The 14407-nt window shown below is 63.9% G+C and carries 12 protein-coding genes and 1 other RNA gene; 3 read left to right on the top strand and 10 right to left on the bottom strand.

Annotated features, from left to right (window positions below; translation table 11 throughout):
• Nucleotides 1-21 precede the first annotated feature (21 nt).
• The 10 genes from M0765_RS17675 to ompA all read right to left on the bottom strand — a co-directional run bounded on the left by M0765_RS17675 (nt 22) and on the right by ompA (nt 9803).
• A complete protein-coding gene (locus M0765_RS17675; protein ID WP_258505070.1) occupies nt 22-996 on the bottom strand; it encodes a sterol desaturase family protein in 975 nt (324 codons plus the stop codon).
• 9 nt (nt 997-1005) lie between these two features.
• Complete coding sequence (locus tag M0765_RS17670; RefSeq protein ID WP_258505068.1) at nt 1006-1752, bottom strand: polysaccharide deacetylase family protein; 747 nt, start codon at nt 1750-1752, stop codon at nt 1006-1008.
• A gap of 76 nt (nt 1753-1828) precedes the next feature.
• A complete protein-coding gene (locus M0765_RS17665; RefSeq protein ID WP_258505067.1) occupies nt 1829-2836 on the bottom strand; it encodes a YncE family protein in 1008 nt (335 codons plus the stop codon).
• 77 nt (nt 2837-2913) lie between these two features.
• Nucleotides 2914-3648, bottom strand: coding sequence for a pseudouridine synthase (locus tag M0765_RS17660; RefSeq protein WP_258505065.1), 735 nt, complete (start codon nt 3646-3648; stop codon nt 2914-2916).
• A gap of 54 nt (nt 3649-3702) precedes the next feature.
• Nucleotides 3703-5439 (bottom strand): gamma-glutamyltransferase, encoded by a 1737-nt coding sequence (gene ggt / locus M0765_RS17655; protein ID WP_258505064.1) that lies wholly within the window; start codon nt 5437-5439, stop codon nt 3703-3705.
• A 53-nt stretch (nt 5440-5492) separates the two neighbouring features.
• Complete coding sequence (locus tag M0765_RS17650; RefSeq protein WP_258505062.1) at nt 5493-7088, bottom strand: methyltransferase regulatory domain-containing protein; 1596 nt, start codon at nt 7086-7088, stop codon at nt 5493-5495.
• Between the two features lie 143 nt (nt 7089-7231).
• Nucleotides 7232-7615, bottom strand: a transfer-messenger RNA (tmRNA) gene (gene ssrA / locus M0765_RS17645).
• A 12-nt stretch (nt 7616-7627) separates the two neighbouring features.
• Nucleotides 7628-8296 carry an HAD-IA family hydrolase gene (locus M0765_RS17640; RefSeq protein WP_258505061.1) on the bottom strand — a complete coding sequence of 223 codons (669 nt, stop codon included), beginning with the start codon at nt 8294-8296 and terminating at the stop codon, nt 7628-7630.
• Nucleotides 8293-9024, bottom strand: a complete 732-nt coding sequence (gene ubiG, locus M0765_RS17635) for a bifunctional 2-polyprenyl-6-hydroxyphenol methylase/3-demethylubiquinol 3-O-methyltransferase UbiG (RefSeq protein WP_258505060.1) — start codon at nt 9022-9024, stop codon at nt 8293-8295. Before ubiG ends, M0765_RS17640 begins: the two co-directional genes overlap by 4 nt.
• A 125-nt stretch (nt 9025-9149) precedes the next feature.
• Nucleotides 9150-9803, bottom strand: a complete 654-nt coding sequence (gene ompA, locus M0765_RS17630) for an outer membrane protein OmpA (protein ID WP_126747491.1) — start codon at nt 9801-9803, stop codon at nt 9150-9152.
• A 223-nt stretch (nt 9804-10026) separates the two neighbouring features.
• On the opposite strand from ompA, the gene gyrA reads away from it, so the two are divergent.
• The 3 genes from gyrA to serC are packed head-to-tail and all read left to right on the top strand — an operon-like array spanning nt 10027 to nt 14391.
• The gene (gene gyrA / locus M0765_RS17625; RefSeq protein WP_126747492.1) at nt 10027-12672 is read left to right on the top strand and encodes a DNA gyrase subunit A; all 2646 of its coding nucleotides are present in this window, start codon (nt 10027-10029) and stop codon (nt 12670-12672) included.
• Entirely contained in the window at nt 12669-13256 is a 588-nt protein-coding gene (locus tag M0765_RS17620) for a DUF2059 domain-containing protein (RefSeq protein WP_258505055.1), read from the top strand. Before gyrA ends, M0765_RS17620 begins: the two co-directional genes overlap by 4 nt.
• A gap of 1 nt (nt 13257) precedes the next feature.
• Nucleotides 13258-14391, top strand: a complete 1134-nt coding sequence (gene serC, locus M0765_RS17615) for a 3-phosphoserine/phosphohydroxythreonine transaminase (RefSeq protein WP_258505054.1) — start codon at nt 13258-13260, stop codon at nt 14389-14391.
• Nucleotides 14392-14407: the final 16 nt, after the last annotated feature.

Below are 14407 nucleotides of genomic sequence, written 5' to 3'. Positions count from 1 at the left end.
GCCTGGGCGCCGCCCGGGCGGTCAGCCGCGGCCGACCATCCGCTTCAGCCCGAGCCACTGCTGGGCCCAGAAGCCGCTGCCGTAGTCGCGCACCCGGCCATCGGCGCCGGGCTCGACCTGGTCGCGGATGCCGGTCGGGTCGTAGCGCTTCTCGAAGTTGGCCGTGCGAAAAAGCATGTCCCACCAGGGCAGCAGCACGCCGAAATTGTGGCCGCCCAGCGTATGAGCGCCGCGCGACTCGTGGCCCAGCCCGATGCTGTGGTGCAGCCGGTGAAAGCGCGGGCTGATCCACAGCCGCTCGCCGATGGCGCCGAACCCGAGCTTCAGGTTGGCGTGCTGCAGGCTTTCGCTGAGCTGCGTGAACGCGACGAACGCAATGAACTGGCCGGGCGCCACGCCGATGAGCTGCGCCACGATGACGATGAGGGTGTCATGAATGATGTCGTCGAGCAGGTGGTTGCGGTCGTCGCTCCACATGGTCATCTGGCGCTGCGAATGGTGCAGCGAATGCAGGCCCCACCACCAGTTGAGCTGGTGCTGGCCGCGATGAATCCAATAGCCCACGAAGTCGAGCACCACCAGATAGATCGCAAAGGCGACCCACGGCACGTCGGTGACGCCGGGCCAGGCTTCGTCGAGGTGAAACGTGCCCCAGCCCGCGATGCGCAGGCTCCCGATGGCGTCGTCGAAGAACGGCTCGAGCGTGAAGAACATGGCCAGCCGGAACAGGCCGAGGCGATGGATCAGCGTGTAGAGCACGTCGATGCGGATGGCGCGGCGGTCGGTGACCGGTTCGACGGCGCGCCAGCGCTGCAGCGGCCCGATGACCATGAGCAGCACCGCGACTTGAATGAACCCGACCAGCAGCCAGCCGGTGGCGTCGAAGGCGTCTTCGGTCCAGCCGCCGAGGCCGACCGCGAACACCAGCGGCTGGATCAGCGTCTCGAAGAACCAGCCCTGCAGCGCGGAAAAAGAGTCCGTCAACCAATCGATCACGACGACGCCTCAAGGGTGGGATGCGATCCAGGCGCGGTATTGCGGATGCTGGCGCAACGTTTCGAAGCAGAAGCCCTTGGCCTTGAGGCCGACGATCAGCGGCTCGAGGTTGGCTGGCGCCCACGGGTCCTTGCGCGACCAGATGCCCAGGTGCGCGAGCAGGATGTCGCCGGGGCGGATGGTTTCCAGCGCCTGCGCCAGGAGCTTTTCGTTGCTGAACTTCTCGCTCGGCAGCTCGTCGCCCAGGAAGCCGGCCGGCGACCAGCCCACATGCTCGAAGCCGCAGGCCTTGGCCGCGGCGAGCAGGCGGGGCGAGGTCTTGCCGCCCGGCGCGCGGTACAGCGGCAGCGGCTTCTTGCCGGTGATGAAAGCCAGCCGCTCAGACGCCTTGCCGATGTTGGCGCAGTACTCGGCCGCGCTCCAGGTGAACTCGCGGCCCGCGAGCGCGCCAGCCGAAGGCTTGATGCGGAAGCTCGGCGCCACGCCCTTGAGATCGCCGCGCCAGTACGCGTGGTCGTAGGTGTGCGAGGCGAATTCATGGCCTTCGGCCGCCCTCGCCTTCCACCATGGCGCCCAGCGGCTGTCGAGGCTGTCGCCATCCGTCTGGGTGCGCTCGGCGGCGGCAAAGAAGGTAACGCGTACGTTCTGGCGCTTTAGCACGTCGGCCACGAGCGCCGCAACGCCCATGTGGCCGGTGTCGAAGGTCAGGTAGACCGGCTTTTCGCACGAGGCGCCCTGCGCCCAGGCAGCCGGCATGGCGGCACAGGCGACGGCGAAGACAACTCCTGGAACACCGCGGAATCGGCTTTGCCGGCTTGCCGAAGGAACCCGTTCAGATTCTTTTCGCATGGGCCAGGGTCCAGACGCCGTGCGGCGAACGGCCGACATTGACCTGGCGCACGACCTTCTGGCTGTCCAGGTCGATCACGCTGAGCTTCTTGGCCCAGCGCGAGGTGACGTACAGCGTCTTGCCGTCGGCGGACACATCCATGCAGTCGGGGCCGCCCGGAACTGCGTAGGTGGCGCTGACCTTGAGCGTCGCCAGGTCGATGCGGCTGATGGTGTTGGCCACGCGGTTGCTCACGAAGACGCTCTTGCCGTCGCCGGCCGAACGGAAGGCGTGGGCACCCTTGCCTGTCAGGATCTTGCCGACCAGCTTGGGCTCGGCGCCCGCCACGTCGAACACCTGCACGCCGTCGCTGCCGGTCAGGCCCACGAGCAGGGTCTTGTCGTTGTGCACGCCGTAGATGTCAGCCGGCATGGCGCCGGTGGTGGTGCGCCAGCGGATGGTCTGCGTCGCCAGGTCGACGGCGATGAGCTCGTCGCTGTCCTGCATGGTCACGTAGGCGACGGTGCTGGTGTGGTCGATCCAGATGTGGCTGGGCGTCTTGCCGGTGGCAATGCGCTTGACGAGCTTCAGGTCCTTGCCGTCCCAGCGGTAGACGTCGACGTGATTGAGCCGGTTGGCCGCCGTGACGAACCACTTCATGTCGCGCGAGAACTGCAGCTGGTACGGATCGATGATGCCGTAGACCACCCGCTGCACTTCGGCCGTTCTCGGGTTGAGAAAAGTCAGCGAGTCGCCCGCCGAATTGGCCACGATGACCGACTTTTCGTCGGGCGTCATGTAGATGTGGTGCGGTTCCTTGCCGGTGGCGATGCGCTGCTTTTCAGTCCAGTCGACCGGATTGATCACGCTGACGCTGGCGTCGAGCGAATTGAGCACGAAGATCGGCGGGGGTTCGGCGGGCGCAGCGGCGGCGGATTGTGCCGCCCAGACCGTCAGGCAAGAAAACAGGAAGGCCGCAAGGCGGCCATTCGGTCGGGCAAGGAATCGCAAGGGGAAGTTCCGAAAGAGTGCTTTCGATTATCAACGGCCCGACCCGACCGGCGGCTGACCGGCAGTGTTTGCAACGCCTATACCGTTGTTTTTGCACGCAATGCCGCGACCTGTTCGGCGGTGAGCCATCGCCATTGGCCCGGTGCCAGGTCTTCGGGCAGCGCCAGTTGCCCGATGCGCGAGCGGTGCAACCCTTCGACCCGGTTGCCCACGGCCGCCAGCATGCGCTTGACCTGGTGGTATTTCCCTTCGGTGAGCGTCAGCCGCAGGTGCAGCGGGCTGTCCGACGCGCAGGCGGCGGCGCGCACCGGCTTCGGATCGTCGTCGAGCACCACGCCGGCCAGCAGTTTTTCGATTTGCGCAGCGTCCACCGGGTGCTTGGCCGTGACCTCGTACACCTTGGGAACATGGTGCTTGGGCGAGCCCATCTTGTGGATGAACTGGCCGTCGTCCGTCAGCAACAGCAGCCCGGTCGTGTCCTGGTCGAGCCTGCCGATGGCCTGCACGCCCTGCACCGCGCCCTTGTTGGGCCGAAGACGCAGCGGCGATGGCAGCAGCGTGTAGATGCTCGGGTAGGTGGAAGGCTTTTGCGAGCACTCCGTCCCGGCCGGCTTGTGCAGCATCAGGTAGGCCTTCTCGTGGTACGCCCATTCGGTGCCCTGAACAGTGAAAAGCAGGCCTTCAGGGTCGAGATCGTCGAAGGGATCGTCGGCCACCTTGCCGCCGATGGTCACGTGGCCTTGCTGGATCAGCCCCGCGCACACGCGCCGCGTGCCGAAGCCTTGGGAATAGAGAATGTCTTGCAGGTGCATGGAAATGAAAAAGCGGCCGCGCCGGCATGGCACGACCGCCTTTGGTTTGCAGGTTCAGTAGCCGGCGGCAAGGCCGGTGTTGCGGCGCGGGTCGTTGGCGCCGTAGAAGCGGTTGGCTCCCACCGGCTTGCCGCCCAGCGACGGCGCGCCGACGATGATCGCCGCCATGTGGTTGGCCGGCTGGGGAACGCCCAGGTTGTGGCCCATGTCGGTCAGGATCTTGCGGGTGTCGGGGCTGATGGCAAAGGTTTCGACGTTGGTCACGTCAGGCAGCCATTGCTGGTGGAAGCGCGGCGCATCGACGGCTTCCTGCACGTTCATGCCGTAGTCGACCACGTTCAGGATGGTGTGGAGCACGGCCGTGATGATGCGGCTGCCGCCCGGCGTACCGACCACGAACACCGGCTTGCCGTCCTTCGAGACGATGGTCGGGCTCATCGAACTCAGCGGACGCTTGCCCGGGGCAATGGCATTGGCCTCACCCTGAACCAGCCCGTACATGTTGGGCACGCCGATCTTCGCGGTGAAGTCGTCCATCTCGTTGTTCAGCAGCACGCCGGTCTTGTCGGCGGTGACCTTGGCGCCGAACCAGTCGTTCAGCGTGTAGGTGACCGACACCGCATTGCCCTGCTGGTCGGTGATGGAATAGTGCGTGGTGTTGCTGCCTTCGTGCGGCGCAACGCCGGGCTTGATGTCCTTGGAAACGCCGGCCTTCTTGGGGTCGATGGCCGCGCGGATCTTCTCGGCATAGCCCTTGTCAAGCAGGCGGTCGAGCGGGTTCTTCACGAAGTCCGGGTCGCCCAGGTAGCTGTTGCGGTCCACATAGGCATGGCGCATGGCCTCGATCTGGTAGTGCACGGCTTCGGCCGAGCGGAAGCCCAGGTCCTTGAGCGGGTAGCCCTCGAGGACGTTGAGCATCTCGCAGATGATCACGCCGCCCGAGCTCGGCGGCGGCGCCGACACTACACGGTAGCCGCGGTAGTCGCACTCGACCGGCGCCAGCTCGCGCGTCTTGTACTGGTCGAGGTCGGCCTGGGTGATGATGCCCTTGCCGGCCTGGCTGGAGGCGACGATCGCCTGCCCCACCCAGCCCTTGTAGAAGCCGTCGACACCCTTGGCGCTGACTGCGCGCAGCGTCTTGGCAAGGTCTTTCTGCACCAGCTTCTGGCCGACCGCGAAAGGCTCGCCCTTGTTCAGGAAGATGGCGCCGGAGACCGGGTCTTTCTTGAAGTCGTTGGTGGAGGTGCGCAGCATGTCGATGTCGCCCTGCTCCAGCGCAAAGCCCTTGTCGGCCAGCTGGATCGAAGGCGCGATCAGGTCGGCGCGCTTCATGGTGCCGTATTTCTCGCGCGCGTATTCCATGCCCGAAACGGTGCCCGGCACGCCCACGGCCAGGTGGCCGTTGGTGCTCAGGCCCTTGATGACGTTGCCGTCCTTGTCGAGGTACATGTTGGGCGTCGCGGCCAGGGGCGCTTTCTCGCGGAAATCGAGAAAGGTCTTGCGGCCGTCGGCCAGTTGCACGGTCATGAAACCGCCGCCGCCGAGGTTGCCGGCCGCCGGATACACCACCGCCAGCGCATAGCCCACGGCCACCGCCGCATCGACGGCGTTGCCGCCGCGCTTGAGCACGTCGACACCCACCTTGGTGGCCAGATGCTGCGCGCTCACGACCATGCCGTGCTCGGCCGCAACGGGCGCCTGCGATGCGGCGTGCGAAGCGCCCGCGCCGGTGAGCACGAGCGCGGCCGCGACGGCGGCGCGCAATGTCGGAGTCCATTGGAATTGCTGCATGGAGAAAATCCCTTCTTGAATCTTGTGGTGAGAAACGGCAAGCACCAAGGCCGTCAGGCAACGAGCAGCGCCTTGCGCCGCAGGTCGCTCAAGCCGAGCTCTACTTGTTTGAGCGCGAACTCCTTCAGCTGGGAGGGATCGGTCAGTGGCTTGTCGTTGTGGACGAAGCGCAGGCGGCCGGCCTCCACCTCGGCCGCGAGATAGTCGGCCAGCATGTCGTGCGAATGCGCGCCATCGAGCAGCGGCAAGAGGCAGCGTTCCAGCGCGGAGAGGCCCATGGATTCATGCCACTGGTTGCAGACCGTGGCTGAGCTTCCAGCGGACAGCGCCAGGCCCGGCGCGGTGCGTACGGACGGCAACGCCAGCGGCAGCGCGGACACCTGCGTTGCGGCCCGCACCGGTGTACGCCGGATCCGAACCGCGCCGAGGATCAGCAATTCCTCGAGCATCGACATCACGATGGGTTCGACCGAGGTACGGGGCTCGCCCGTTGCGGCGAGAACCGAGGCAACCAGCGCCTCGAGCGACAGACTGGCCGGATAGTTCGAATCGAGCGCCTGGGCCGCGGCTTTGTGCACCGGAAGGCGCAGCGTGACCTTCAGGTTGCGCAGCGCATTGCAAGACTGCTCGCGTGCATCGAGCGTCAATGCAGTGCCGTCCTCGGCGGCGAACACGCCCGCGAATTCAAGACTGCGAATCCGGGCCGGGTCGAGCCGGTAGCGGATATCGGCGGCGCGGCCCTGCTTCACCAGCAAGGTCTGGCGAAAAGTGCGGTTGACCAGGAAGTCGAGATACTGCTCCATGAGAATCTGGCTGCCGCCGCATTCGCGCAGCAGCGGCTCTCGTACCTTCTCTCCGTAGTTCTGCACGAACATCGTGGAAGGTTCCGCGTCTGCCAGGTAGCTCAGGCCGTTCGCCTCGGCACGCGCCACAAACTCCTTGAAGTAGCACGGCGCATTGCAGGGCTCGAGAAATTCATGCAGCAGGTAGTAGCCGCTGGAGCCGCGCACAATGGGCATCGTCTCCTCGAGCGTTTTCTTCAGAACGCTGTCCGGCCGCGCCGACTGCTCGAGAAATTCGAGCATGCCGCGCGCATAAGACAGCTTTTCTTCGGGCGTGTCGCGCGGAGCGCCGCGCAGGATCATCGCGTCGCGCACGATCTCCCTCGCCTTCCAGCCCGGGTACACGTTGTAGCTGACATAAGCCACGCCATTGGGCGCAAGGTTCTCGGAGCACACGCGCAGGATCGCGTCCTGCACCGGCCCGGGTACCCAGCTGTAGACACCGTGGCAGATGATGTAGTCGAACTGGCCGAACGAGGCATCGACCTCCGCGAGATTGAATGCCCGCAGCTCCACGTTCGGCAATCCGGCGCGCGAAATGGCCGTGAGGCCCTGTTCCACCTGCACCTTCGACAGGTCGAGGCCCAGGGCACTTGCTTCAGGATGGCGCGCCGCAAACGGAATCAGGTTGCCGCCTGCCGCGCAGCCGAGTTCGAGCACTCGCGCCTTGGCCGGCGGCGGCGCTTCGAGACCGAACAGGAAAGCCAGGGCTTCCAGGTGCTCGACAGCGGTTTGCGGGAACGGATGCGACTCGTAGGGCACCTCGTCGTAGTAGCTGGTGAGAGTCGAAGTCAGTGAATCGGGCACGGCGTCCTTTTTTGGGTCGAGACGGGCAGCGATGCCTTTGCGAGGAGCAGACAGCGATGGCGGCGTGACAGCGCCCGCTGACTATAGCCTTGCGCCCAGGCAAAAAAAAGCCAACCTGTCGAAGGTTGGCTTTTTGTGATGAATGGTGGAGCTGGGGGATTTGAACCCCCGTCCGCAAGCCTTCATCGCGCAGTTCTACATGTTTAGTGATCTGATTTAAGTCTCGCTTCCGGAGTCGCGCAGTCACACGCTAAACCGGACGCCAGTACCCTATTTTCTCGCCCCGACCCAAGGTACCCGGATCGGAGCCAGCCCATGTAATTATCCTTGCAGCCGGGAGGTCAGGATTGCTCCAGACCCCCTTGCCCAGCCCATCGGCCAACTGTTGCAAGGCTCACTGGCAATTAAGCAGCGAGTGCGAAACGTTCGTCGTTTGCAGTTAGTTTGTTTGAATCTGTTTTACGAGCGCATTCAGCTCGACATGCCCCGCTGCGACTCCGAACCCACGTCGAAACCAGTGCAGCCCCAAGACCCGTATTTTAGGCCGGGTTGAGAAACTGCAAGAGCTCCATGGGCGAAGATATTGCGGCGTCCGCTTCCCAGAGCGTGGCGTCGGCCTGCGGCCCCATGTAGCCGTAGGTTGCCGCCACGGTTTTCATGCCGGCGGCGCGGCCCGCGATGATGTCGCGCTCGTCGTCTCCCACATAGATGCAGGCATTCGACGGGATTCCAAGCCGGCGTGCCGCTTCATGCAAGGGCTCGGGGTGCGGCTTGGAAAACGGCGTGGTATCGCCGCTCACGATAGCGCCCGCGCTCTCGAAAAGAGGAATCGCGCGGGTCAGCGGATTGGTAAATCTTGCCGATTTGTTGGTGACCACGCCCCACGCCAGCCCGCGCGCGCGGATGGCGTCGATGAGCGCCTGTACGCCGTCGAACACATGCGTGTTGAGCAGCATGCGGTTTTCGTAGGCAACGAAGAACTCTTCCCTCAACTGCGGAAATTCCGGCGCGTCGGGTGTGATGCCGAAGGCCACGCCGAGCATGCCCCGCGCACCAGCGCCCGCCATGTAGCGGTAGCGCTCCAACGGATACGACTCAAGGCCCCGGTCTGTACGCATCTTGTCGGCCGCAGCGCCCAGATCGGGCGCGCTGTCGATCAGCGTGCCGTCCAGGTCGAACAGCACGGCTTGCACTGCTGCGCCCGTCACGCCCGGGATCCCGTCGCCGAGGCCGGTTTTTGCGTTGCGAACATATAGTTGACGCTGGTGTCGCCGCTGAGCCAGTAGCGCCGCGTCAACGGGTTGTGCTCCATGCCCCGCGTATGGCGCAAGTCGAGCCCGGCGGCGCGGCAATGGGCTGCAAGCTCGCTGGGCCGGATCAGCTTTGCATACTCGTGCGTGCCGCGCGGCAACATGCCCAGGACGTATTCGGCGCCGACGATCGCCAGCATGAAAGACTTCAGATTGCGGTTGATGGTGGAAAAGAACACCCAACCGCCCGGTTTGACCAAGGTGGCGCAGGCCTGAACGATCGAAGCGGGCTCCGGCACGTGTTCGAGCATTTCCATGCAGGTCACGACGTCGAAACTGCCCGGTTGCTCCGCGGCCAATGCCTCGGCGCTGACTTCGCGGTATTTGACGCCCTTGGTTTCGGCCTCGAGCGCGTGCAGCTTGGCAACCTTGAGCGCCTTGCTCGCCAAGTCGATGCCGAGCACATCGGCGCCTTTTCGGGCCATCGAATCGGCGAGGATTCCTCCGCCGCAGCCAATATCGAGCACCTTGCGCTGCGAAATCGGCGCAATACCGTCAATCCATTCCAGGCGAAGCGGATTGATTTCGTGGAGCGGACGGAATTCGCTGTCCAAATCCCACCAGCGATGAGCAAGTTCGGAAAACTTGGCAAGTTCCGCCGGATCGGCATTCACGTTATCTGTCATGCCCCGATTATGAAACGGAGATTGCACCGCGAGCACTGGAAAGACGGTTGAGACCGCCCGAAGGAATTCGACAGGCATAAAAAAACCCCGCCGAGGCGGGGTTTTCTTTTAGCGATTCAATCGAATCAGCGGGTGGCGCGGGTGCCGACCACTTCGATTTCCACGCGGCGGTTCTTGGCGCGGCCTTCCTTGGTGCGGTTGTCCGCAACAGGCTGCTTCTCGCCCTTGCCTTCGGTGTAGACGCGGTTGCGTTCGATGCCGCGCGAGACCAGGAAGGCCTTGACAGCTTCGGCGCGACGCACCGACAGACGCTGGTTGTAGGAGTCAGAACCGATCGAGTCGGTGTGACCCACGGCAATGATCACTTCCAGGTTGACGTCACGGATCTTCGAGACCAGGTCGGTCAGCTTGGCGCGACCTTCAGGCTTGAGAACCGACTTGTCGAAGTCGAAGAATGCGTCAGCAGCGAAGGTAACCTTCGAAGCAGCGACTTGAGGAGCAGGCGTAGGAGCCGGTGCGCCCGGGGTGGGAGCCACTGCAGCGGGAGCTGCCGGAACCAGAGCACCGTCGCAACCGGCGGCGGCGGTAGCCGGCGTCCAGTTGGCATCACGCCAGCACAGTTCGTTCGTGCCGTTCTTCCAAACCAGTTCGCCGGTGCCGTTTTGCCAGTTGTCGATCGTAGGACCGCCATTCGCAGCGGTGACACGGGTCTGCGCGCCGGCGGCAGTGGCGAGCGCAGCGACTGCAAACATCATCGCCACTTTATTCAGTTTCTTCATGGTTCTCCTCTTGGGGAAAAAGCCGCAGCCGCGCTGCGAATCAAGGACGCTTTAAGTGACCACCACCCAAAACGTTGAGGCGATTGTGCCATAGGGTCTTTGGCAAACAGCCCGCAGCGCCCCCGGAAGCGTAGGACGGAGGCGGAATAGCGGCCTTGTGTTGCGGCGGTACGACACCCCTCACAGCGTAAAATTCCGCCTTCCTGCCGCCAGCCTCTCGCTCATGACCTCCTTCGCCAAAGAAACCCTGCCCATCAGTCTTGAAGAGGAAATGCGCAGCAGCTATCTCGATTACGCCATGAGCGTGATCGTGGGCCGAGCGCTTCCCGACGCCCGCGACGGCCTCAAGCCCGTGCACCGGCGCGTGCTGTACGCCATGCACGAGCTCAACAACGACTGGAACCGTGCATATAAGAAGTCCGCCCGCATCGTGGGCGACGTGATCGGTAAGTACCACCCGCACGGCGACCAGTCGGTCTACGACACCATCGTGCGGCTGGCGCAGGACTTTTCCATGCGCCATATGCTGGTGGACGGACAAGGTAACTTCGGCTCGGTCGACGGAGACAACGCGGCCGCAATGCGGTATACGGAAATCCGGCTTGCCAAAATTGCGCACGAAATGCTGGCCGATATCGACAAGGAAACGGTCGATTTTCAAGACAATTACGACGGCTCCGAAAAAGAACCCAAGGTCCTGCCGAGCAAACTGCCTAATTTGCTGGTGAATGGCTCCGGCGGTATTGCGGTGGGCATGGCCACCAATATTCCGCCGCACAATCTCAATGAGGTGGTGGACGCCTGCCTGCACATGCTGCGCAATCCGCAGGCCACCATCGACGAGCTGATGGAAATCGTGCCGGCGCCCGACTTCCCCACCGCCGGCATCATCTACGGCATCAATGGCGTGAGAGACGGCTACCGCACCGGCCGCGGCAAGGTGGTCATGCGCGCCAAGTGCCACTTCGAGGACATCGACCGCGGCCAACGCCAGGCGATCATCGTCGACGAGCTCCCCTACCAGGTCAACAAGAAGACGCTGCAGGAGCGCATGGCCGAGCTGGTGCACGAGAAGAAGATCGAAGGCATCAGCCACATCCAGGACGAGTCCGACAAGTCGGGCATGCGCCTTGTCATCGAGCTCAAGCGCGGCGAAGTGCCCGAGGTGGTGCTCAACAACCTCTACAAGCAGACGCAGCTGCAGGACACCTTCGGCATCAACATGGTGGCGCTGGTCGACGGCCAGCCCAAGCTGTGCAACCTGAAGGACCTGATCGAGGTCTTCCTGCAGCACCGCCGCGAAGTGGTCACGCGCCGCACCGTGTTCACGCTGCGCAAGGCCCGCGAACGCGGCCACGTGCTCGAAGGCCTGGCGGTGGCGCTGGCCAACATCGACGAATTCATCTCGATCATCCGCAACGCGCCGACGCCTCCGGTGGCCAAGGCCGAGCTGATGACCCGCAGCTGGGATAGCAAGCTGGTGCGCGAGATGCTCACGCGTTCGCGCGCAGACGGCGGCGTGGTCAATGCCGACGACTACCGCCCCGAAGGCCTGGAGCGCGAATTCGGCATGGGCTCCGACGGCCTCTATCGCCTGTCGGAAACCCAGGCGCAAGAAATCCTGCAGATGCGCCTGCAACGCCTGACCGGCCTCGAGCAGGACAAGATCGTTGCCGAATACAAGGAGGTCATGGCCGAGATCGACGACCTGCTCGACATCCTTGCCAAGCCCGAACGCGTCTCGGTCATCATTGGCGAAGAGCTTGGCACCATCAAGCAGGAATTCGGCCAATCGAAGCTCGGCGCGCGTCGCAGCCTGGTCGAGCACAGCGCCTACGATCTCTCGACCGAAGACCTGATCACTCCGACCGACATGGTGGTCACGCTTTCGCACAGCGGCTACATCAAGAGCCAGCCGTTGAACGAGTACCGCGCGCAAAAGCGCGGCGGGCGCGGCAAGCAGGCCACCGTGACCAAGGAAGACGACTGGATCGACCAGCTCTTCATTGCCAATACGCACGACTACATCCTGTGCTTCTCCAACCGCGGCCGGCTGTACTGGCTCAAGGTGTGGGAAGTGCCCGCGGGCTCCCGCGGTTCGCGCGGCCGCCCCATCGTCAACATGTTTCCGCTGCAAGAGGGCGAGAAGATCAACGTGGCGCTCGCGCTCACCGGCGAGAAGCGCAACTTCCCGGCCGACCAGTACGTGTTCATGGCCACCTCGATGGGCACGGTCAAGAAGACCACGCTCGACGAATTCAACAACCCCCGCAAGGGCGGCATCATTGCCGTGAACCTCGATGAAGGCGACTACCTCATCGGCGCGGCGCTCACCGACGGCAAGCACGACGTGATGCTGTTCAGCGACGGCGGCAAGGCCGTGCGCTTCGACGAAGAAGACGTGCGTCCGCTGGGCCGCAACGCGCGCGGTGTGCGCGGCATGTCGCTCGATCCGGGGCAAGGCGTCATCGCCATGCTGGTGGCCGAGGACGAGCAGCAAAGCGTGCTCACCGCCACCGAAAATGGTTACGGAAAGCGTACAAGCATTACCGAGTACACGCGTCATGGCCGCGGAACCAAAGGCATGATTGCGATTCAACAGAGTGAGCGCAACGGCAAGGTCGTTGCCGCCACCCTCGTGCATGCGGACGATGAGATCATGCTCATCACCGACAAGGGCGTGCTTGTGCGCACCCGGGTTGCCGAGATTCGTGAACTAGGTCGCGCAACGCAAGGCGTCACGCTGATCGGGCTCGACGAAGGCGCCAAACTAAGCGGGCTACAGCGTATCGTCGAGAACGACGCCAACGGCGAGATCGAGCCGGGCGCAGACGATACTTCCACATCTTCAACGGAGAACCCTCAGTGAAAAAATTCAAGCTCGCACTTCTGACTGTCGCCCTGGCTGGCAGCTCGATGGCCGCCATGGCCCAGGACAAAGCTGCGCTCATCAAGCAGTTCATCGACGTGCAGCGCCCCGGCATCGAGTCGTTGGCACGCGGCCTGGTCGAGCAATCGAGCTCTCCAATTGCGCAAGCCGGCTCGCAGTACCTGCAAACGCAGGTGCCCGAAGCCAAGCGCGAATCGGCTGCCAAGGCCGCCGACGCCGAACTCAAGAAGTACTTCGACGACGCCTACCCGATCGTGCGCGACAAGGCCGTGCAACTGGCACCCGTTGCCCTGACCCCGCTGCTGGAGCAGAACTTCACCGAAGACGAACTCAAGCAGCTGCTGGCCTGGATCAACTCGCCGCTCAGCAAGAAGTATCAGGAACTCAACCCCAAGATGCAGACCGCGCTGACCGAAAAGCTCGTGACCGAAACGCGCGCCACCATCGAACCGAAGATGCGCGCGCTCGACGAAAACGTGGCCAAGGCACTGGGTGCGCCCACCGGCGGCCAGCAAGGCGCCGCTCCCGCCAAGGCCCCGGCCAAGGCTCCCGCCAAGAAGTGACGTGACTCAGCAGCAGCCCAAGCCAGTCGGCACGCGTCCATTCAATTTTTCCGCAGGTCCGGCCGCCATGCCGGAGGCGGTGCTGCAACGCGCCGCCTCCGAAATGCTCGACTGGCAGGGCAGCGGCATGAGCGTGATGGAAATGAGCCATCGCGGCAAGGAGTTCGGCGCGATCTGCACCCAGGCCGAAGCCGACATCCGCACGCTGCTGGCTGTACCCGAGAACTTCCACATCCTGTTCATGCAGGGTGGCGGGCTGGGCGAAAACGCCATCGTGCCGATGAACCTGTCGCGCGGCAAAACCGCCGACTTCGTGATCACCGGCAGCTGGAGCATCAAGTCCCAGAAAGAAGCGCAGCGCTATTGCACTGCGCACGTCGCCGCAAGTAACGCAGGCGACCATCACACCAGGCTGCCAGATCCCTCGACCTGGCAACTGAGCCAAGACGCCTCGTACGTGCACCTGTGCACCAACGAGACGATCAACGGCATCGAGTTCCAGCAACTGCCCGATCTTGCGGCCCTTGGCAGCAACGCGCCGCTGGTCATCGACTTTTCGTCTCACGTGGCCTCGCGCAGCGTCGACTGGAGCCGCGTCGGCCTTGCATTCGGCGGCGCGCAAAAGAACCTCGGGCCGGCCGGCCTCACGCTCGTGATCGTGCGCGACGACCTGCTCGGCCAGGCGCTCGAAATCTGCCCGAGTGCGTTCAACTACAAGATCGTGGCCGACAACAAGTCCATGTACAACACCCCGCCGACGTGGGGCATCTACATGGCCGGGCTCACTTTCCAGTGGCTGCTGCAGCAGACCGAAGGCGCGCTCACGGGCGTGGCCGCCATCGAACAGCGCAACATCGCCAAGGCGAGCCTGCTGTACGGGTTCATCGACGCGTCTTCGTTCTACGTGAACAAGATCGACCCGAGCTGCCGCTCGCGCATGAACGTGCCTTTCTTCCTGGCCGATGAAAGCCGCAACGACGCCTTTCTGGCGGGCGCCCGGGAAGCCGGCCTGCTGCAGCTCAAGGGCCACAAGTCGGTCGGCGGCATGCGTGCGAGCATCTACAACGCCATGCCGCTGGAAGGCGTACAGGCACTTGTGAGCTACATGCGAGAATTCGAGCGATCACATGCCTAGGCGCATGCCCAGCTGC

Origin of the sequence: Variovorax sp. S12S4, from assembly GCF_023195515.1 — a bacterium.
Lineage (GTDB): Bacteria > Pseudomonadota > Gammaproteobacteria > Burkholderiales > Burkholderiaceae_C > Variovorax.
The sequence above is the reverse complement of the archived record's forward strand: the minus strand, read 5'-3'. Positions and strand labels throughout refer to the sequence as shown.

Bases quoted from the DNA above. Each gene is read 5' to 3' on its own strand.
- ubiG (WP_258505060.1), bottom strand. From the start codon at position 9,024: ATGACAGATAACGTGAATGCCGATCCGGCGGAACTTGCCAAGTTTTCC.
- ggt (WP_258505064.1), bottom strand. From the start codon at position 5,439: ATGCAGCAATTCCAATGGACTCCGACATTGCGCGCCGCCGTCGCGGCC.
- M0765_RS17660 (WP_258505065.1), bottom strand. From the start codon at position 3,648: ATGCACCTGCAAGACATTCTCTATTCCCAAGGCTTCGGCACGCGGCGC.
- gyrA (WP_126747492.1), top strand. From the start codon at position 10,027: ATGACCTCCTTCGCCAAAGAAACCCTGCCCATCAGTCTTGAAGAGGAA.
- M0765_RS17670 (WP_258505068.1), bottom strand. From the start codon at position 1,752: ATGCCGGCTGCCTGGGCGCAGGGCGCCTCGTGCGAAAAGCCGGTCTAC.
- ompA (WP_126747491.1), bottom strand. From the start codon at position 9,803: ATGAAGAAACTGAATAAAGTGGCGATGATGTTTGCAGTCGCTGCGCTC.